This is a genomic window from Streptomyces sp. NPDC034670 (genome assembly GCF_055574875.1).
Genome location: NZ_JBVITR010000078.1, coordinates 1 through 22504 on the forward strand (window position 1 = coordinate 1; position 22504 = coordinate 22504).

Annotated in this window: 2 protein-coding genes; both read left to right on the top strand. The window is 77.0% G+C overall.

Annotation, left to right across the window (positions count from 1 at the left end; genetic code table 11):
- Positions 1 to 20703: type I polyketide synthase (locus ACZ56B_RS30875; RefSeq protein WP_468797737.1), on the top strand; the 20703-nt coding region annotated here is incomplete at its 5' end.
- An 11-nt stretch (positions 20704 to 20714) separates the two neighbouring features.
- A partial coding sequence (locus ACZ56B_RS30880) for a type I polyketide synthase (RefSeq protein ID WP_468797740.1) occupies positions 20715 to 22504 on the top strand: 1790 nt, incomplete at its 3' end.

The following is a 22504-nucleotide window of genomic DNA, read 5'->3' on the forward strand; positions in this document are numbered from 1 at the left end:
GCACCCCGGGCCGCCCTCGCGGTGCCGGTACTGCGCAAGGACCGTCCCGAGGAGGCGTCGGTGCTCACCGCGTTGGGCCGGCTGTTCGTGCACGGCGCCGACGTGGACTGGCCGGCCCTGTTCGCCGGCACCGGGGCCCGCCCGGTCGACGTGCCCACCTACCCCTTCCAGCGGCAGCACTACTGGCCGGACGCCGACCCGTCGACCCACACGGCCGGCGGCGCGGCGTCCGAGCCCGCCGACGCCGAGTTCTGGGACGCCGTCGAGCGCGCGGACCTCGACGGTCTGGCCGGGCGGCTCGACCTGGACGCCGACGCGCTGAGCGACGTCGTACCCGCGCTGTCCGCGTGGCGCAGCCGGAGCAGGGCGCGTGCCGTGCTGGACGCGCGGCGTTTCCGGGAGACATGGCAGTCGCTCGGGGACGCGCTTCCGGCGCAGCGGTCCGGCGGCACCTGGCTGGCCGTCGTCCCCGAGGGGCGGGACGACGAGGCGTGGGTGCGATCGGTGCTGCACGGCTTGGGTGAGGCGACGCCCGTCGTGGCTGTCGCGCCGGACGACGACCGGGACGTGATCGGCGCACGGCTGCGTGACGCCGTCGACCGGCTGCCCGACGGGACCGTGCCGGCGGGTGTCGTGTCGCTGCTCGCGGCCGAGCGGCGGATCCGGCCCTCCGCGGTGCCCGTCGCCGTGACGGCCACGGCCGCTCTCGTGCAGGCCGTGGAGGACGTACGGCTCGACGCGCGCCTGTGGGCGGTGACGTGCGGCGCCGTCGCCGTGTCCGACGCCGACGACGAGGTCGATCCCGCTTCCGCCGCCGTCTGGGGGCTCGGGCGGGTCGCCGCGCTGGAGCACCCCGAGCGCTGGGGCGGACTCCTGGACCTGCCCGCGGATCCGGACGAGCGGATCGTACGCCGGTTCCTCGGTGCCCTCACCCGCGCCGACGGTGAGGACCAGGTCGCCGTTCGGGCCGGCGGTACGTACGGACGGCGACTCGTGCCCGCGCCCGCTGCCACACCGTCCGCGGTGTGGCAGCCCACGGGTACCGTCCTCGTCACCGGCGGTACCGGTGCCCTCGGCGCCCACGTCGCCCGCCGGCTGGCCGCACGCGGCGCCGCGCACCTTCTCCTGGTCAGCCGGCGCGGCCCCGACGCGCCGGGCGCTGCCGACCTCGAGGCCGAACTCACCGCGCTGGGCGCCCGCGTCACCCTGGCCGCCTGTGACGCCGCCGACCGTGACCGGCTCGCGGAGCTGCTCGCGGGCCTCGACGCCGACCAGCCGCTGACGGCTGTCGTGCACACGGCCGGGGTCCTGGACGACGGGATGCTGCACGGCCTGACGGCGGGCCGCTTCGACGACGTGTTCCGTGCCAAGGTCGCCGCCGCCGACGCCCTCGACGAGGTGACGCGCGGACACGCCCTGGACGCGTTCGTGCTGTTCTCCTCCCTCGCCGGATCCGTCGGCAACGCCGGACAGGCCAACTACGCCGCCGCCAACGCCGCGTTGGACGCGATCGCCCGCCGCCGCAGGGCCGCCGGACTGCCCGCCACCTCCCTCGGCTGGGGTGCCTGGAGCGGCGCCGGCATGGCTGCGGACGGGCGGCTCGGACGGCACGCCGGGGGCAGCCCGCTGGAGCCGGAACTCGCCCTGGAGGCCATGGCCGAGGTCGTGGCCGAAGGCGTGCCGGACCTGGTCGTCGCCGACCTGGCCGCGCCCGAGCTGCTGGAGGGCATGTTCGCGCTGCGGCACACCGCGTCGCTCACGGCGCTGCCCGGGGCGCGGCAGATCGCAGCCGCCGCGCAGCAGGCCCGGCAGGAACGCGCCGGTGCGGCGGCGGAGCTGCGGGACCGGCTGGCCGCGGCCCGCGAGGCCGACCGGCTGCCGCTCCTGCTCGACGTGGTCCGCGCCCACGCCGCCACCGTGCTCGGGCACCCCGGGCCCGATGCCGTGAAGCCCGAACGGGCCTTCCAGGAGGCCGGGTTCGACTCCCTCATGACCGTCGAGCTGCGCAAGCGGCTCACCATGGCCTGCGGGCTCGCGCTGCCCGCCACCCTGGTGTTCGACCACCCGACCCCCCTGGCCCTCGCCCGCCACCTGCTCGGTGAACTCCTCGCCGACGCGGGCACCGGGGACGCCGAGGCCGTCGTCGCGGACGTGTCCGACGAACCGATCGCCATCATCGGCATGAGCTGCCGCTTCCCCGGCGGCGTCGACTCCCCGGAGGCGTTCTGGGAGCTGATCGCCTCCGGGACGGACGCCATCGGTGAGTTCCCCGGCAACCGTGGCTGGGACGTCGGCGGGCTGTACGACGCCGACCCCGACCGCAGCGGAACCACGTACTCGACGCAGGGCGGATTCCTGGAGCGGGCGGGCGAGTTCGACCCCGTCTTCTTCGGCATCTCGCCGCGTGAGGCGCTGGTGATGGACCCGCAGCAGCGGCTGCTGCTGGAGACCGCCTGGGAGGCGATCGAACGCGCCGGCATCGACCCGGCCGCGCTGCGCACCAGCCGCACCGGCGCGTTCGTCGGCTCCAGCTACCAGGACTACGGGCGCGGCGCGGGCGACGGCACCGAGGGCCACATGGTCACCGGGTCCAGCCCGAGCGTGCTGTCCGGGCGGCTGTCGTACGTGCTCGGCCTGGAGGGGCCGGCCGTCACCGTGGACACGGCCTGCTCGTCGTCGCTGGTGGCGCTGCACCTGGCGTGCCAGTCGCTGCGCAACGGGGAGAGCACGCTGGCGCTGGCCGGCGGGGCGACGGTGATGACGACGCCGGACTCGTTCGTGGCGTTCAGCAGGCAGCGGGCGCTGGCCGCCGACGGCCGGTGCAAGGCGTTCGGGGACGGTGCCGACGGCATGTCCCTCGGTGAGGGCGTCGGGCTGCTGCTCGTGGAGCGCCTCTCCGACGCCCGCCGCAACGGGCACCCCGTCCTCGCCGTCATCCGGGGCTCCGCCGTCAACCAGGACGGTGCGTCCAACGGCCTCACCGCGCCCAACGGGCCCTCGCAGCAGCGCGTCATCCGGCAGGCGCTCGCCAACGCCCGTGTCGTGCCGGACGACATCGACGCCGTCGAGGCGCACGGCACCGGCACCGCGCTCGGCGACCCCATCGAGGCGCAGGCGCTGACCGTCACCTACGGGCGCGACCGTGATCCGGAGCGGCCGGTGTGGCTGGGCTCGGTGAAGTCCAACATCGGGCACGCCCAGTCCGCCGCCGGTGTCGCCGGCGTCATCAAGATGGTGCTGGCGCTGCGCCACGGGGTGCTGCCGCCGACGCTGCACGCCGAGACGCCGTCCCGGCACATCGACTGGTCCTCGGGCGTGCTGCGGCTGCTGACCGAGGAACGTCCGTGGCACACGGACGGACGGCCGCGCCGCTGCGCCGTCTCCTCGTTCGGCATCAGCGGCACCAACGCGCACGCGATCCTGGAGGAGGCGCCCGCCGAGGCACCCGCGCGGGAAGCGGCTCCCGCCGACGCCGTCCCGGCGGTCGTCACGGCGGCCCCCGTGTCCGGCGCGCTGCCCTGGGTGCTGTCCGCCCGCGGCCGGGCCGCCCTGCGCGACCAGGCCGCCGCGCTGGTCGCCCGGCCCGCCGCGACCGGTGCCGCCGACCCCGCCGACGTCGGCCACGCCCTCGTCACCACCCGCTCCCTCTTCGAGCACCGCGCGGTCGCGCTCGGCGGCGACGCCGCCGAGCTCGCCGCCGCCCTCGACTCGTTCGCCGGACAGGACCTCAGCGCGCCCGTCGTGCACGGCGAGGCGGACGTCGACGGCCGGACCGTGTTCGTCTTCCCCGGCCAGGGCACCCAGTGGGCGGGCATGGGCGCCCGGCTCCTCGACGCGTCCCCGGTGTTCGCCGAGCGCGTCGCCGCCTGCGCCCTCGCCCTCGACCCGTACGTGGACTGGTCGCTCACCGCCGTACTCCGCGAGGAGCCCGGCGCGCCCGCCCTGGACCGGGTCGACGTCGTCCAACCGGTCACGTGGGCCGTCATGGTGTCCCTGGCCGCCGTGTGGGAGGCGTACGGCGTGCGCCCGGACGCCGTCGTCGGGCACTCCCAGGGCGAGATCGCCGCCGCCGTCGTCGCGGGCGCCCTGTCCGTCGAGGACGGTGCGCGGGTCGTGGCGCTGCGCAGCCAGGCCATCGGCCGCACCCTGGCGGGCCGCGGCGGCATGCTGTCCGTGCCGCTGTCCGCCGAGCAGGCCGCCGCCCGCCTCCAGGCGTGGGACGGACGGCTGACCGTCGCCGCCGTCAACGGTCCCGGCACGGTCGTCGTCTGCGGCGACCCCGAGGCCCTGGACGCCCTGCACGGCGAACTCACCGCCGAAGGCGTACGCGTCAGGAGGATCCCCGTCGACTACGCCTCGCACTCCGCCCACGTGGAGGACCTGCGCGACGAACTCCTCGACGCCCTCGCCCCCGTCACCCCGCGCGAACCGCGCATCCCGGTGCTCTCCACCGTCACGGGCGAGTGGCTCGGCGACCCGGCCCGCGCGGGCGGCACGGACGCCGACTACTGGTACCGCAACCTGCGCCGGGCCGTCCGCTTCGGCCCCGCCGTCGACGCCCTGCTGGCCGCGCAGCACCGCGCGTTCATCGAAGTCAGCGCCCACCCCGTGCTCACCATGAGCATCCAGGACGCCGTCGACGAGGCCGGCGTGGCGGCGTTCGTCGGCGGCACGCTGCGGCGCGGCGAGGACGACGCGCGACGCGTACTGACCTCCGTGGCGGAGGCGTTCGTACGAGGCGTGCGGGTCGACTGGACGGCCGCGTACGGCGCGAGCGGCGCCCCGCGGCCCCGGGTCGACCTGCCGACCTACCGCTTCCAGCACCAGCGGCTGTGGGTGCCGCCCGTGGCCCCGGGCGCCGGGAGCGGTGCGGGCGAGGCGGAGGACGCGGCGTTCTGGAACGCCGTGGCGGAGTCGGACCTGGCCGGGCTCGCCCGGGACCTGGACGTCGCCGAGGACGCCCTCGCCGCCGTACTGCCGGGGCTGACCGCGTGGCGGCGGCGCCGCAGCGAGCAGTCGACGCTGGACGACTGGCGGTACAAGGTCCGCTGGGTGCCGCTGACCGTGCCGCCGGCCGCGACGGCCACGGGCCGCTGGATCGTCGTCACGGCCCACGGCGTCGACGACACCGACGTGGTCGCCGCGCTCACCGCGCACGGGGCGCGGGCCGAGCGGCTGGTCCTGGGCGAGGCGCACCTCGACCGCGCCGCGCTGTCCGCGCTGCTGGCCGAAGCAGGAGCAGCAGCGGGGGCGGGGACAGGGGCCACGGACGACGCGGGTGACGCCGGTGACGCCGTGCCCGCGCTCGCCGGTATCGTCTCCCTGCTCGCCGGCGCCGAGCATGACTGCCCCGGACACCCGGGCGCGGCCCTCGGCACCGCCCTCAACGTCGTCCTCGTCCAGGCCCTCGCCGACCTTGGCGCCGACCGCCCGCTGTGGTTCCTCACCCGGGGCGCCGTCGCGACCGGGCGGGCCGACCGGGTGACACGGCCGGTGCAGGCGCAGACGCTGGGCATCGGCTGGACCACCGCCCTGGAGCATCCCCGCTTCTGGGGCGGCGCCGTCGATCTGCCCGACACCCTGGACACGCGTGCCGCGCGGCGGCTGTCCGCCCTCCTCGCGGGCGGTGACCACGGTGCCGAGGACCAACTGGCGCTGCGCCCCTCCGGCGTCTTCGCCCGCCGTGTCGTCCGCGACCGCACCGGTGACCGTCCGGCGAGCGGTACCTGGACACCGCGCGGCACCGCCCTCGTCACCGGAGGCACCGGAACCCTCGGCCCGCACGTCGCCCGCTGGCTCTCGGCACAGGGCGCCGAACACGTCGTCCTGGTCAGCAGGCGCGGCCCCGAAGCCCCCGGCACGGCCGAACTCGTCGCGGAACTCGCCGAGTCGGGGACCGAGGTCACCGTCGCCGCCTGCGACGTCACCGACCGGACCGCCCTCGGCGACCTCCTCGACCGGTTGCGCGCCGACGGGCACGAACTGCGCACCGTCGTCCACGCCGCCGCCGTCATCGAGCTGCATACCCTCGCCGACACCGACCTGGCCGCCGTCTCCCGCGTCCTGCACGCCAAGGTCGAGGGCGCGAGGAACCTCGACGCGCTGCTCGGGGACGACGGCCTCGACGCGTTCGTGCTGTTCTCGTCCGTGGCCGGTCTGTGGGGCAGCGGCCGGCACGCCGCGTACGTCGCCGGCAACGCCTACCTCGGCGCGCTCGCCGCCGACCGCCGCGCCCGGGGCCTGGCCGCGACCTCCGTCCACTGGGGCATCTGGGCCAACGAACTCGGCGTCGGCCGTGTCGCACCCGACCAGGTGCGCCGCACCGGCCTGGTCTTCATGAACGCCGACCTGGCCCTGGCCGGAATGCGACGCGCCCTGGACGACGACGAGGCGGTGATCGCCGTCGCGGACGTCGACTGGGACCGCTACTACCCGGTGTTCAGCTCCGTCCGCGAGACCCGCCTGTTCGACGAAGTGCCCGAGATCCAGCGGGCGTCCGACACCGACGCGGGTCCGTCGGAGACCGCCGCCGGGGAGTTCGCGGCCCGGCTGGCGGCACTGCCGGCCGCCGAACGGGACCGGTTGCTGCTGGACACCGTCCGCGGGCAGGCCGCGGCCGTCCTCGGTCTCGCCGGACCCGACGACCTGTCCGAGCGGAGCGCCTTCCGCGACGCCGGCTTCGACTCGCTGACCGCCGTCGACCTGCGCAACCGGCTCGCCCGGGCCACCGGCCTCGCACTGCCCGCCACCCTGGTGTTCGACCACCCGACGCCGGCCGCGCTCGCCGCCCACCTGCACACCCGGCTCGGCGCCCCCCGCGGCCTGCCCGCCGGTCCGGCCGCACCCGCCGTCGTCACCGCCGACGAACCCGTCGCCATCATCGGCATGGCCTGCCGCTACCCCGGCGGGGTCGACTCGCCCGAGGCCCTGTGGGACCTCGTCATGGGCGGCGCCGACGCCATCAGCGGCTTCCCCGCCGACCGGGGCTGGCCCCTGGACTCCCTCTACGACCCCGACCCGGGCACCCCCGGCCGCACCTACGCCGTGCAGGGCGGATTCCTGCGCGACGCCGCCGGCTTCGACCCGCTGTTCTTCGGCATCTCGCCCCGTGAGGCACTCACCATGGACCCGCAGCAGCGACTGCTGCTGGAAACGTCCTGGGAGGCGTTCGAACGGGCGGGCATCGTGCCCGAACGGATCCGCGGCAGCCGCACCGGCGCGTTCATCGGCGCCAGCTACCACGACTACCCGGCGGCCGGCGCCGACGGCGCCGACGGGCACGCCGTGACCGGCTCGCTCACCAGCGTCCTGTCCGGCCGCGTCTCCTACCTGCTCGGCCTGGAAGGCCCGGCGGTCACCCTCGACACCGCCTGCTCCTCCTCCCTGACCGCGCTGCACCTGGCCTGCCAGTCGCTGCGCAACGGCGAGAGCGACCTCGCGCTCGCCGGCGGCGTCAGCCTCATGGCCACGCCCCACACCTTCATCGGCTTCAGCAGCCAGCGCGCCCTCGCCCCCGACGGCCGCTGCAAGGCATACGGCGACGGCGCCGACGGCATGGCGCTCGCCGAAGGCGTCGGCATCGTCCTCGTCGAACGGCTCTCCGACGCCGTCCGCAACGGACACCCCGTCCTCGCCGTCGTCCGCGGCTCGGCCGTCAACCAGGACGGCGCGTCCAACGGCCTCACCGCGCCCAGCGGGCCCGCCCAGCAGCGCGTCATCCGGCAGGCCCTCGCATCCGCCCGCCTCGAACCGGGCGACGTCGACGCCGTCGAGGGCCACGGCACCGGCACCGCACTCGGCGACCCGATCGAGGCGCAGGCCCTCCTCGCCACGTACGGCCAGGACCGCGAACGCCCCCTGCTGCTCGGTTCGGTCAAGTCCAACATCGGTCACACGCAGGCCGCGTCGGGCGTCGCCGGGGTCATCAAGACGGTGCTGGCACTGCGGCACGGCGTCCTTCCCCCGACCCTGCACGCCGACCGGCCGTCCCGGCACGTCGACTGGTCCGCGGGGGAGGTACGGCTGCTCACCGAGGCCGTACCGTGGCCCGAGACCGGGCGTCCGCGGCGGGCCGCCGTGTCGTCGTTCGGCATCAGCGGCACGAATGCGCACGCGGTGCTGGAGCAGGCACCCGAACCCGCCCACGGCCCCGCCGAAGCGGACCGGCCGCAGCCCGCCGGGCCGCTCCCCGTGCTGGTCTCCGCACGCGCCGACGACGCCCTCGGCGCCCAGGCCGCCCGCCTGCTGGCGTTCGCCGAGGACCGGCCCGCACTGCCCGTCGCGGACCTCGCGGCCGCTCTCGCCCTGCACCGCTCCGCTTTCGAGCGCCGCGCCGCCGTCGTCGCCCACGACCGGGACACGCTCCTGCGCGGCCTGCGGGCCGTGCGCGACGGACAGCCCGACCCGGCGGTGGTCCGCCCGGCCGCGCCCGGCGCCGGCCGGGGCAGGCTCGCCTTCCTCTTCACCGGCCAGGGCGGACAGCGCCTCGGCGCGGGCCGCGGACTCCACGACCGCTTCCCGGTGTTCGCCGACGCGCTGGACGCCGCCCTCGCCCACCTCGACACCGGGCTCGACGTGCCCCTGCGCGACGTCATGTTCGCCGCCGAGGGCAGCCCCGAAGCCGCCCTGCTGGACCGCACCCGCTACACGCAGCCCGCCCTGTTCGCCCTCGAAGTGGCCCTGTTCCGGCTCGTCGAGTCCTGGGGCCTCACCCCCGACTACGTCGCCGGGCACTCCGTCGGCGAGATCGCCGCCGCGCACGTCGCCGGCGTCCTCACCCTGCCCGACGCCTGCGCCCTGGTGTCGGCACGGGCCCGCCTCATGGCGGAGCTGCCCGAGGGCGGCGCGATGGTGTCCGTGGACGCAGCCGAGGACGTGGTGACACCACTGCTCGACGAGCGGGTGTCGATCGCGGCCGTCAACGGCCCGGCGTCGCTCGTGCTCGCGGGCGACGAGGACGCCGTCGAGGCCGTCGCCGCCACCCTCGCCGAGCGCGGTCACCGCACGCGCCGGCTGCGCGTCAGCCAGGCCTTCCACTCGCCCCGCACGGACGCCGTGCTGGACGCGTTCACGGAGGCCGTGGCCGGAATCGGCACCGCCCCGGCGGTACTCCCGCTGGTGTCCACGCTCACCGGCGAGGTCGTCACCGACGAACAGCTCGCCGACCCCGCGCACTGGGTACGGCACGTCCGCGACACGGTCCGGTTCTCCGACGCCGTCGGCACCCTCACCGGACGCGGTGTGCGGACCTTCGTCGAGATCGGTCCCGACGCCGTGCTCAGCGGCATGACCCGCGCGATCCTCGACGCCGCCCCGGACACCGGCGGGACACCGGCGGCCGTACTGCCGCTGCTGCGCCGCGACCGGGACGACGTCCCGCACCTCACCGCCGCCCTCGCCGGCGCCCACGTGCACGGTGTGCGGGTCGACTGGGCCGCCTTCCTCACCGCCGTCGGCGTCCCCGACCGTCACCTGGACCTGCCCACGTACGCCTTCCAGCGGCAGCGCTACTGGCCCCCGGCGCCCGGGGCCGCCGCCCTCACGGCCGCCGGGGACCCGGCGGACGCCGAGTTCTGGGCAGCCGTCGAGCGGGAGGACTCCGCCGCCCTCGCGGCGCAGCTCGGCCTGGACCCCGACACGGCCGACGCGCTCGCGCCCGCCCTGTCCGCGTGGCGCCGCCGCCGGCACGGCCGGGCCCGGCTGGACACGCTGCGCCACCGCGTCGTCTGGCGGCCCGTGTCCCGGCCCACCGCCGCGACCGCCCTCACCGGCCGCCGTCTGGTCCTGCTGCCCGCGGGGGGTGACGCAGACCCGTGGACGCGGGAGGCCGTCGCCGCGCTCGGCACCGACGTGGAGTGCGTCACCATCACCGGGGACCGCGCGGAAACCGCCGAACAACTGCGCGCGGCGGGCGGTGACTTCGCGGACGTGGTCGCGCTGCTCGCCCTCGCCGGGCCGGACGCCGCCGCGCTCACCGCCACCGCCTTCCAGGCACTCGGCGACGCCGGGATCGACGCCCCGCTGCGGTGCGTCACCCGGGGAGCCGTCTGCGTCCTCGGGCCGACGGAGCCCGTCAGCCCCGAACAGGCCGCCGTCTGGGGCCTCGGCCGCGTCATCGCCCTCGAACACCCCGACCGCTGGGGCGGCCTGATCGACCTCCCGGACCCGACCGCTGCCTCCGGCGCCCCCGCCGCACCCGATGCCGCCGGTCCCCCCGGACGCCCGGACGTCTCCGGCCCGCTCGACGCGCAGACCGCGCGCAGGCTGCGCGCCGTCCTGGCGGGCGACGACGCCGAGACCGCCGTACGGGACTCCGGTGTCTACGTCCGTCGGCTCGTCCGCGGCCCCCGGGACGCGGCGGCCGGTGAGAGCCGCCCGCACGGTCTCGCCGACCCGCACGGCACCGTCCTCATCACCGGCGGCACCGGAGCCCTCGGCGCCCACGCCGCACGCCGTCTCGCCGCGGAGGGCGCGGGTCACCTGCTGCTGCTCAGCCGCCGCGGGCCCGACGCGCCCGGCGCCGGGGAACTGCGCCGCGAACTCATCGCCCTCGGTGCCCGCGTGACCGTCGCGGCCTGCGACGCCGCCGACCGGGACGCGCTCGCCGCCGTACTGGCCGAGCTGCCCGCCGACGCGCCGCTCACCGCCGTCCTGCACACGGCCGGCGTCGTCGAGGACCGCGTCGTCGACGCGCTCACGCCCGCCGACTTCACCACCGTCCTGCGCGCCAAGGCGACCGCCGCCCGCAACCTCGACGAACTCACCCGCGACCTGCCGCTGACGGCGTTCGTGCTGTACTCCTCCACCGCCGGCGTCCTCGGGGCCGCCGGACAGGGCAACTACGCGGCCGCCAACGCCTGGCTCGACGCGTTCGCCGTCCGGCGCCGCGCCGCCGGACGGCCCGCCACCGCCGTCGCGTGGGGTCCCTGGGCCGGCACCGGCATGGCCGGCGGCGAGGGCGTCGACCGCAGGCTGCGGCGCGCCGGATTCACCCCGCTCGACCCCGAACTCGCCGTCGACGCCCTGCTGGACGCCGTCGCCCACGGCGACACCGCCGTCACCGTGGCCGACGTCGACTGGCCGCGCCTCGCGAGCCTGCAACCCGCCTCCGCGGCGCTCCTCGGCGAGCTCGCGGGACCGCCGCCCGCGCAGGAGAACGCGCGCGCTGCCGAAGAGGGCGGCCTCCGCGCCCGGTTGACGACGCTGTCCGCCGCCGAACGCGGGCGGCACCTGCTCGACCTGCTGCGCACCCAGGTCGCCGCCGTCCTCGGCCACGCCGACCAGCGGACCGTCGAGGCCGACCGGACGTTCCGCGACCTCGGCTTCGACTCGCTGACGACCCTCGAACTCCGCAACGGCATCGCCGCCGCCACCGGCCTCACCCTGCCCGCCTCCCTCGTCTACGACCACCCCACCCCGCAGGACCTCGCCGGCTTCCTCCTCACCGAACTCCTCGGCGAGGCCGGGACGGACGAGGCCACGCCCGGGGCACCCGCGCCGCGGGCCGCCGGCCTCGCGGACGACCCGATCGCCGTCGTCGGCATCGGCTGCCGCTTCCCCGGCGGGATCACCGGCCCCGACGACCTCTGGCAGCTCCTCGCGGACGGCCGTGACGCCATCGGCCCCTTCCCCGCCGACCGCGGCTGGGACCTCTCCGCCCTGGCGGCCGGAGCGGGCGGATTCCTGGACGGCGTCGCCGACTTCGACGCCGACTTCTTCGGCATCAGCCCGCGCGAGGCCCTCGCCATGGACCCCCAGCAACGGCTCCTGCTGGAGACCTCGTGGGAGGCGCTGGAACGCGCCGGCATCGACCCGAGCGCCCTGCGCTCCACCCCCACCGGCGTCTTCGTCGGCACCAACGGCCAGGACTACGCGACCGTGCTGCGCCGCGGTACCGACGACGTCCGGGGCTACGCCGCCACCGGCAACACCGCCAGTGTCCTGTCCGGCCGCCTCTCCTACGTCCTCGGCCTGGAGGGCCCCGCCGTCACCGTCGACACCGCCTGCTCGGCCTCGCTGGTCGCCCTGCACTGGGCGGCGCGCGCACTGCGCGACGGCGACTGCGAACTCGCCCTCGCGGGCGGTGTGTCCGTGATGTCGGCGCCGGACGCCTTCGTGGAGTTCGGCGCCCAGGGCGGGCTCGCGGCGGACGGCCGCTGCAAGGCGTTCTCCGCCGACGCGGACGGCACCTCCTGGTCCGAGGGCGTCGGCGTCCTCGTCCTCGAACGGCTCTCCGACGCCCGCCGCAACGGCCACCACGTGCACGGCCTGATCCGCGGCTCCGCCGTCAACCAGGACGGCGCGTCCAACGGCCTCACCGCCCCCAACGGCCCCTCCCAGCAACGCGTCATCCGCCACGCCCTCGCCGACGCCGGGCTCACCCCCGCCGACGTCCACGCCGTCGAGGCGCACGGCACCGGCACCCGGCTCGGCGACCCCATCGAGGCCCAGGCCCTGCTCGCCGCCTACGGATCCGACCGCGAACGGCCCCTGCTGCTCGGCACGGTGAAGTCCAACCTCGGCCACACCCAGGCCGCGGCCGGTGTCGCCGGCGTCATCAAGATGCTGCTGGCGATGCGGCACGGCGTCCTGCCCCGCACCCTGCACGCCGACACCCCGTCCCCGCACGTCGGCTGGGCGCCCGGCGGCCTCGCCCTGCTCACCGAGCCCACCGCGTGGCCCGGGACAGCGGGGCCGTACCGGGCGGGCGTGTCGGCGTTCGGGATGAGCGGCACCAACGCGCACGTCATCGTCGAACAGGCCCCAGGTGAGGCGCCGGCCACGGACACGCGTCCGTCGGCCGGGGGATCCGCGCCGCAGGCCGCGTGCTGGCCCTGGATCGTCTCCGCCCGTACGGCCGCCGCCCTGGACGCCCAGGTCGGCCGGTTGCTCGCCCACACCGCGGGCCGTCCGGAGCTGACCGCGCCCGACGTGGCCCGCACCCTCGCCACCGCGCGCGCCGCCTTCCCGCACCGCGCGGTGCTGCTGGCCACGCCCGGCGGAGTGACGGAGGCCGCCCGCGGCCGGGCGCGGGGCACGCGCGGACCGCTCGCCGTGCTCTTCTCCGGCCAGGGCAGCCAACGCCTCGGCGCGGGCCGCGAACTGTACGGCCGCTTCCCGGTGTTCGCCGACGCCCTGGACGCCGTACTGGCTCGGCTCGACGTCGGGTCGGGCCGCTCGCTGCGCGAGGTGATGTGGGGTCAGGACGCGGCCGCCCTGGACCGCACGGGCAGTGCGCAGCCCGCGCTGTTCGCCGTCGAGGTGGCGCTGTTCCGGCTGCTGGAGTCGTGGGGGATCACCCCCGAGTACGTCGCCGGGCACTCCGTCGGCGAGATCGCCGCCGCCCACGTCGCGGGCGTGCTCGACCTGGACGACGCGTGCGCACTCGTGGCCGCGCGCGCCCGGCTGATGGACGCCCTGCCCGCGGGCGGCGCCATGGCCGCCGTACGGGCCACCGAGGAGGACGTGCGGCCGCTGCTCGGCGAGGGCGTCGCCGTGGCTGCCGTCAACGCGCCCGACGCGCTGGTCCTGTCCGGCGAGGAGACCGCCCTGGAGGCGACGCTCGCCCGTCTCGACGCCGCACGCGTCACCCGCCTGCGGGTCAGCCACGCCTTCCACTCGCCGCTCATGGACCCGATGCTCGACGACTTCCGGACGGCCGTCGAAGGGCTCCGCTTCCGCCCGCCGACGCTCACCGTCGTCTCCGGCCTCACCGGACGTCCCGCGACCGGCGGTGAACTGTGCACCCCCGACCACTGGGTGCGGCACGTCCGCGAGACGGTGCGGTTCGCCGACGGCGTCGCGGCGCTGCGGGACGCCGGGGTCGGCACCTTCCTGGAGATCGGCCCGGACGCCGTCCTCTCCGGGGCCGTACGGTCCCAGGTGGACGGTTCCGAGGGAGCGGCGGCCGTGGTGCCGCTGCTGCGCCGGGACCGGGACGAGCAGGTGGCCGCGCTCACCGCGCTGGGCGCGCTGCACGTCGCGGGCGTCCCGGTCGACTGGGCCGGCTTCTTCGCCGGGACCGGCGCCCGGGTCGTCGACCTGCCGACGTACGCCTTCCAGCGGCGCCGCTACTGGCCCGAGGCCGCGCCCGCGACGCAGACCGACCCCGTGGAGGCCGAGTTCTGGCAGGCCGTCGAGAGGTCCGACCCCGAGGCGCTCGCCGCCACGCTGGGCACGGACCTGGGGGCGGAGGCGACGGCCGCGCTGGCCGCCTGGCGACGCCGGCGCCGCGCCCGGGTCGCCGTGGACGACCGGTTGTACCGCGCGACGTGGGTGCCGGTGCCGTTGCCCGGGACGGCCGAACCGGGCCGTTGGCTGCTGCTGGCCGCTCCGGAGGACGAGCCGTGGGCCGAGGCCGCGGTGGCCGCTCTCGGCGCGGACCGGGTGTCGCGGACGGACTCGGCCGAGAACGTCCCGGACGCCGGACCGGCCGGGTTCGCCGGAGTGCTCGCGCTGCCCGGCGCGGTGCGGGCGGACGGGCCCGGCGGATTGTCGGACGCGCTGGAGCGGGCCGGTGTCACGGCACGGCTGTGGTGCGTGACGCACCGCGGTGTCGCCGCCGGGCCCGACGATCCCGCGCCGGACCTCGCGTCGGCGGCGGTGTGGGGCGCCGCACGGGTGACCGCCCTCGACGCACCGGACAGGTGGGGCGGCGTGCTCGACCTCGCCGAGGCCCCCGACGGACGGCTGGGCGCGCTGCTCGCCCTCGCGGCGCGCCGCAGGCCCGCGGCCGAGACCGAACTGGCCCTGCGGGGCGGGGGAGCCCTGGCCCGCCGGATCGTCCGCGCACGGCCCGCCCCGGACGGGGCCGACTGGACGCCGCGCGGCACCGTGCTGGTCGTCGGCACGGGCGGGACGGGCGTCGCGGTGGCCCGCCGGGCGGCCGGCGGCGGTGCCGAGCACGTCGTGCTGGCGGGGCGTGCGCCCGCGCCGGACACCGCGGACCGGGTGCTCGCCGGGCTCACCGGCGAGGCCGCCCCCGTCACCGTGCAGGCCTGCGACATCTCCGACCGCACAGCCCTCGCCGACCTGCTGGCGACGCTGGACGGTGACGAACTGACCGCCGTCGTCCACGCCGAGGAGCCCGCCGAGCCGGTTGGCGACGTGGGGAACGGGGACACCCTCGGCGCCGCCCTCGCCGGGGTGCTCGCCCTCGACGAACTCCTCGCCGAACGGCCACTGGACGCGTTCGTGCTGTTCGGGTCGGTTGCCGCGACCTGGGGCGCGCGGGGCCGGGCGGCCGAGGCCGCCGCTGCTGCGGCCGTGGCGGCCGTCGCCGAGCGGCGCCGGGCGCGCGGACTGGCCGCCGTGGCCGTCTCCTGGGGCGCCTGGGCCGACACGGTGGAACCGTCCCTCGCCGGACACCTGCGGCTGAGCGGTGTGCCCGCACTCGACACGGAGGCCGCGCTCGCGCTCCTCGACCGCGCCGTGGGCCTCGGCCTGCCGTCGGTGACCGCCGCCGACGTGGACTGGGCGGCCTTCGCCCCCGCGCACACGGCGAGCGGCGCCTCCGCCGCGCTCTTCGCCGAACTGCCCGAGGCCCGCGACGCCCTCACGGCCGCGGCCGAGCGGTCCACGGACCCCGGCCCGGCAGCCGGTCTGCGCACCGAACTGCGCGCACTCCCCGAGACCGAACGCCTCGGCGTGCTCCTCACCCTCGTCCGGGAGGAGAGCGCCCTCGTCCTCGGCCACGCCGCGCACGGCACGGACGCCGCGCACGGCACCGACGCCATCGAGGCCGACCGGCCGTTCCGCGACCTCGGCTTCGACTCGCTGGCCGCGGTCGACCTGCGCGACCGGCTCGCCCGCGCCACCGGCCTCACCGTCGCCGCCACCGCCGTCTTCGACCACCCCACGCCCGAGGAACTCGCCCGGCACCTGCTGAACGAGCTCCTCGACGACGGCACCCCGGCGCCCCTCGCGGCGACCGCCGCACATTCCGCCGCGACCGGCGACCCGATCGTCATCGTCGGCATGAGCTGCCGCTATCCCGGCGGCGTGCGCACCCCGGAGGAGCTGTGGGACCTCGTCGTCGCCGGTGTCGACGCGACCGGTGACATGCCGCTCGACCGGGGCTGGGACTTCGACCGGCTGATGTCCGGCGGCCCCGGCGGCAGCGTCACCCGGCGCGGCGGCTTCCTCGACGGCGCCGCCGACTTCGACCCCGGCTTCTTCGGCATCTCGCCCAACGAGGCCCTGGTGATGGACCCGCAGCAGCGCCTCGTGCTGGAGGCGTCCTGGGAGGCCCTGGAGCGGGCCGGTATCGACCCGACCGCGCTGCGCGGCACGGACGCCGGGGTGTTCGTCGGCGGCACGAGCGGCGACTACCGGCTGCCCGACGACCTCGGCCGCTGGGAGACCGCCCAGTCCGGCAGCCTGCTGTCCGGCCGGGTCGCCTACACCCTCGGCCTCCAGGGGCCGACCGTCTCCGTGGACACCGCCTGCTCCTCCTCGCTGGTCGCGCTGCACCTCGCCGTGCGGGCGCTGCGGGCGGGGGAGTGCGAGGTGGCGCTGGCCGGCGGCGTGACGGTCATGTCGACGCCGGTCGGGTTCGTCGAGTTCACCGCCCAGGGCGCGCTGTCCGCCGACGGCCGCTGCAAGGCCTTCTCCGCCGACGCCGACGGCACCGGCTGGGCCGAGGGCGTGGGCATGCTCGTCGTGGAACGGCTGTCCGACGCCGTGCGGCAGGGGCATCCGGTGCTGGCCGTCGTGCGGGGCACGGCGATCAACCAGGACGGTGCCTCCAACGGGCTGACCGCCCCGAACGGTCCGGCCCAGCAGCGCGTCATCCGCCGGGCCCTGGCCGACGCGGGCCTCACGCCCGCCGACGTCGACGCCGTCGAGGCGCACGGCACCGGCACCCGCCTCGGCGACCCGATCGAGGCGCAGGCCCTGCTCGCCGCCTACGGCCAGGACCGTGAACGGCCGCTGCTGCTCGGGTCGGTGAAGTCCAACATCGGCCACAGCCAGGCCGCGTCCGGTGTCGCCGGCGTCATCAAGACGGTCCTGGCGATGCGCCACGGCGTGCTGCCGAGGACCCTGCACGCCGACACCCCGTCCCCGCACGTCGACTGGTCCTCCGGTGCCCTCCGCCTGCTCACCGGGGCGACGGACTGGCCGGACACCGGCCGGCCGCGCCGCGCGGGCGTCTCCTCGTTCGGTGCCAGCGGCACCAACGCCCACGTCGTCCTCGAACAGCCCCCGGCCGGCGTCGCCCCCGTCGCACCGGAACCCGGTCGGCCCGACGCACGGCACCCGCTGCCCGTCGTGCTGTCCGCCCGTACCCCCGCCGCACTGCGCGACCAGGCCCGCCGCCTCCTCGACCGGGTCACGGCGGACCCGGGGACGCGCGTCGCCGACCTGGCGTACTCGCTGGCCACCGGCCGCGCCCTCTTCGAGCACCGTGCCGCGCTGACCGTCACCGGCCGGGACGAACTCACCGCCGGCCTCGCGGCCCTCGCGGACGACGGAGCCACGGTCCCCGCCGTACTCCGCGCGGACGCGCCGCGCCCGGGCCGGACCGCGTTCCTGTTCCCCGGGCAGGGCAGCCAGCGCCTCGGCATGGGCCGCGAACTGTACGAGGCGTTCCCGGCGTTCGCCGCCGCGTTCGACGAGGTGCTCGGCCACCTCGGCCCCGACCTGCGCGAGGTGATGTGGGGTGAGGACGCGGCCGCCCTGGACCGCACGGGCAGTGCGCAGCCCGCGCTGTTCGCCGTCGAGGTGGCGCTGTTCCGGCTGCTGGAGTCGTGGGGGATCGTTCCGGACTACGTCGTCGGGCACTCCGTCGGCGAGATCGCCGCCGCCCACGTCGCGGGCGCGCTGCCGCTCGCCGACGCCTGCCGGCTCGTCGCCGCCCGCGCCCGCCTCATGGAGCGACTGCCGGAAGGCGGCGCCATGGCGGCCGTGGAGGCGACGGAGGACGAGGTGCGGCCACTGCTGGGCGAGCGGGTGTCGCTGGCCGCCGTCAACGGGCCCGACGCCGTGGTCGTGTCCGGGGACGAGACCGAAGTGTTGCGCATCGGCGCCCACTTCGCGCAGGCGGGTCGCCGCACGAACCGGCTGCGGGTGAGCCACGCCTTCCACTCCCCGCTGATGGAACCGATGCTGGAGGAGTTCCGGCAGGCGCTGCGTGGCCTGACCGGACGCGCACCCGTCCTGCCCGTCGTGTCCGGCCTGACGGGAACCCTCGCCGGCGACGAACTCGGCACGGCCGAGTACTGGGTGCGGCACGTCCGCGAAGCGGTCCGCTTCTCCGACGCCGTACGCACCCTGGCGGAGCGACGGGTATCAGTGCTGGTGGAGGTCGGACCGGGCGGTGTGCTGCTCGGCATGGCCGCCGCCGGGCACGCCGGCTCCGCCCTGGCCGTGCCCCTGCTGCACCGGGAGCGGCGCGAGCCGGACGCGCTGGGCCGCGCCGTGGCACGGCTGCGGCTGGCCGGGCTCGACGTGGACTGGGAGGCCTACTTCGCCGGGAGCGGGGCGCGGCGCGTGGATCTGCCGACGTACCCGTTCCAGAACGAGCGCTTCTGGCCCGACCGCCCGGCCGCGCCCGCCGTGACGAGCACGGGGGGTGATCCCCTGGCGGGGCTCGCGGACGAGGACCTCACCACGCTCGGCGCCCGGCTCGACGTGGACGACGACGCCCTGGCCAAGGTGCTGCCCGCGCTCGTCGACTGGCGACGCCGACGCGACCGCGAGGCGGAGATGGACGGGTGGCGGCACCGTGTGACGTGGCAGCCGCTGTCCGGCGCCCCGGCCGGCCGGCCCGCCGGGACCTGGCTCGCGGTGCTTCCGGGGGCCGGTGCGGACGAGGCGTGGACGGACGCGGTGCTCGACGGGTTCGGCCCCGGCGTGGTGCGGCTGCGGGCGGGCACGTACGAGCGCGCCGAGCTCGCCCTGCGGATCGAGGAGTCCGGCGACGCCTTCGCCGGGGTGCTGTCGCTGCTGCCGCTCGACGAACGCCCGACCGACGCCGGGGTGCCCGCCGGAACGGCGGCCACGGCCGCCCTCCTCCAGGCGCTCGGCGACGCGGGCCTCGCCGCTCCACTGTGGAACGTCACCCGGGGTGCCGTGTCCGTGGGTGCGGCGGACGCCGTGACGGCACCGCTGCAGGCCGGTGTCTGGGGCCTGGGACGGGTGGCCGCGCTGGAGTACCCGGACCGGTGGGGCGGTGTGATCGACCTGCCGCCCGGTGCGCCGGGCGTGCGTGACGTGACCGCGCTCGCCGGGCTCCTCGCCGGAAACGGCGGGGAGCGGCAGGTGGCCGTCCGCGCCGGAACCGTCTTCGGCCGCCGGGTCGTCCCGGCGCCCGCCCGCACGGCGTCCGACGGCGCAGCCACCGACGCCCCCGCCACCTGGCAGCCCACGGGCACCACCCTCGTCACCGGCGGCACCGGCGCCCTCGCCGCGCACGTCGCCCGCCGGCTCGCCCGCGCCGGGGCACCGCACCTCGTCCTCGCCGGGCGGCGGGGGCCCGACGCCCCCGGCGTCACGGCCCTGCGCGACGAGCTGACGGCCCTCGGCACCCGCGTCACCCTGGCCGCCTGTGACGTGGCCGACCGGGAGCAGCTGAGCGCGCTGCTCGCCGCGATCCCGGCCGAGCTGCCGCTGACCGCCGTCGTGCACACCGCCGGAGTCGTCGACGACGGCGTCCTGGACCGGCTCACCCCCGAGCGGTTCGGGACGGTGTTCCGCGCCAAGGCCGCCTCCGCGCTGCTGCTCGACGAACTGACGCGGGACGCGGACCTGGAGGTGTTCGCGTTGTTCTCCTCCGCGACCGCCGTCGTCGGCAACCCCGGCCAGGCGAACTACGCCGCCGCCAACGCCGTCCTCGACGCCCTCGCCGAACGGCGCCGCGCCGAGGGACTGGCCGCGACGTCCATCGCCTGGGGCGTGTGGGGCGGCGGAGGCATGGCCGGTGCGAGCGCCGCCGGGGCCGCCGCGCGGCGGGCCGGGGTCGCTCCCATGGATCCCGAACGGGCCACCGAGATGCTGTGCCGGCTGGTGGCCGAGCCCCGGCCGACGGCACTGGTGGCGAAGGTCGTCGACGGGGCGTTCGACCGCACGGCGGCCGTCGGATCGCCGGGCCGGCCGTCCGGTGACGGCAGGCCGCAGCCGGACGGTCCTCTCCCCGCCCGGCTCCGGGAACTGCCCACCGCCCGCCGCACCGAGGCCGTGCTCGACGTCGTACGGGCCCGGACCGCGCAGGTGCTCGGCTACCGCGACGCGGACGCCGTCGGCGCCGAACGCCTCTTCCGGGACCTGGGCGTCGACTCCCTCGGCGCCGTCGAGCTGCGCAACCAGTTGACCGCCGCCACCGGTCTGTCCCTCGCCGCCACGCTGGTCTTCGACCACCCGACCCCGCTGGCCCTCGCCGAGCACCTCACCGGGCGGCTCGCGCCCGAACAGTCCCGGCAGCCCGCACCCGCACCGGCCGAGGACGCCCCCGAGGACGCCCGGATCCGGTCGGTGCTCGCCGCGCTGCCGGTGTCCCGGCTGCGCGAGGCGGGCCTCCTCGACGACCTCCTCGCCCTCGCCGGGACGGACACCACGGACCCGGCCCCCGACGCCGGACCGGCCGCCGACATCGACGCCATGGCCCTGGACGACCTCGTCCGCGCCGCCCTCCGGGGCCACGACCCCGACAGCCCCCACGACGACACGGACGACGACGCCGACGACACCGACGTGTCCGCCCAGTGACGGAGCCAGCCATGACCACGACGCCCGACGAGCAGGTCGTCCAGGCCCTGCGGGCCGCGATGAAGGACGTCGAACGCCTGCGCAGGAAGAACCGGCGACTGGTCGCCGCAGCCGGCGAACCGGTCGCCGTCATCGGCATGGGCTGCCGCTACCCCGGCGGGGTCCGCTCCCCCGAGGACCTGTGGCGGCTGGTCGCCGACGGCATCGACGCCCTGTCCGAGCTGCCCGCCGACCGCGGCTGGGACCTCGGCGCGCTGCGTGCCGCCGGTGCCGACGAGCGCGGCAACGAACTGAGCGCCCGCGGCGGGTTCCTCGACGGCGTCGCCGACTTCGACGCCGGGTTCTTCGGGATCTCGCCGCGCGAGGCACTGCGGCTGGACCCGCAGCAGCGGCTCCTGCTGGAGACGTCCTGGGAGGCCGTCGAACGCGCCGGCATCGACGCCACCCGGCTGCGCGGCAGCCGCACCGGCGTCTTCATGGGGACCAACGGGCAGGACTACGCCCACCTGGTGCTGCGTTCCCTCGACGACGCGGACGGCGAGGTCGGCACCGGCATCGCCGCCGGCGCCCTGTCCGGCCGGCTCTCCTACGTCCTCGGCCTGGAGGGCCCCTCCCTCACCGTCGACACCGCCTGTTCGTCCTCCCTGGTCGCGCTGCACCTGGCCGCCCAGGCGCTGCGCGCCGGCGAGTGCACGCTCGCGCTCGCGGGCGGCGCCAACGTCATGGCGACCCCCGGACCGCTCGTCGAGTTCAGCCGGCAGGGCGGCCTGGCCCGCGACGGCCGCTGCAAGGCGTTCGCCGACGGCGCCGACGGCACGGGCTGGGCCGAGGGCGTCGGCGTACTGCTGCTGGAACGGCTGTCCGACGCGCTGCGCGACGGACACCCGGTTCTCGCCGTCGTCCGCGGCTCCGCCGTCAACCAGGACGGCGCGTCCAACGGCTTCACCGCGCCCAACGGCCCCGCCCAGCAACGCGTCATCCGTGCCGCCCTCGCCGCCGCCCGCCTCACCCCCGCCGACATCGACGTGGTGGAGGCGCACGGCACCGGCACGCCGCTCGGCGACCCCATCGAGGCGCAGAGCCTCCTCGCCACCTACGGCCAGGACCGCGAACGACCCCTGCTGCTCGGGTCGGTGAAGTCCAACTTCGGGCACGCGCAGGCCGCCTCCGGCGTCGCCGGCGTCATCAAGACCGTGATGGCCATGCGGCACGGCGTCGCCCCCCGCACCCTGCACGCCGACACCCCGACCCGGCTCGTCGACTGGACCACCGGCGCCGTCGAAGTCCTCTCCGCCGAACGTCCCTGGCCCGACACCGGCCGGCCGCGCCGCGCCGGCGTGTCCTCCTTCGGCGTCACCGGCACCAACGCCCACGTCGTCCTCGAACAGGCACCGCCCGCGCCCCAGGCGATCCCGGAGGAGCCCGCGCGGACCCCGGGCGCGCTGCCCTGGCTGCTGTCCGCCGCAGGCCCCGCCGCCCTGCGCGACCAGGCGGACCGCCTGCGCGACCTGCTCGCCCGCGACCCCGGCCTGCGCCCCCTGGACGTGGCCTACTCCCTCGCCGTCACCCGCGCCGCCCTCGACCACCGCGCCGCCGTGGTCACCACCGCGGACGACCGCGACGCCCGAGCCGACCACCTCACCGGCCTCACCGGCGCCGGCACCCTGTCCGGACACGTCACCGGCCGGCCCAGGCTCGCCCTGCTGTTCTCCGGGCAGGGTGGTCAGCGGCTCGGCATGGGCCGCGAACTGGCCGCCCGTTTCCCGGTGTTCGCCTCCGCCCTGGACGCGGTGCTCGCACG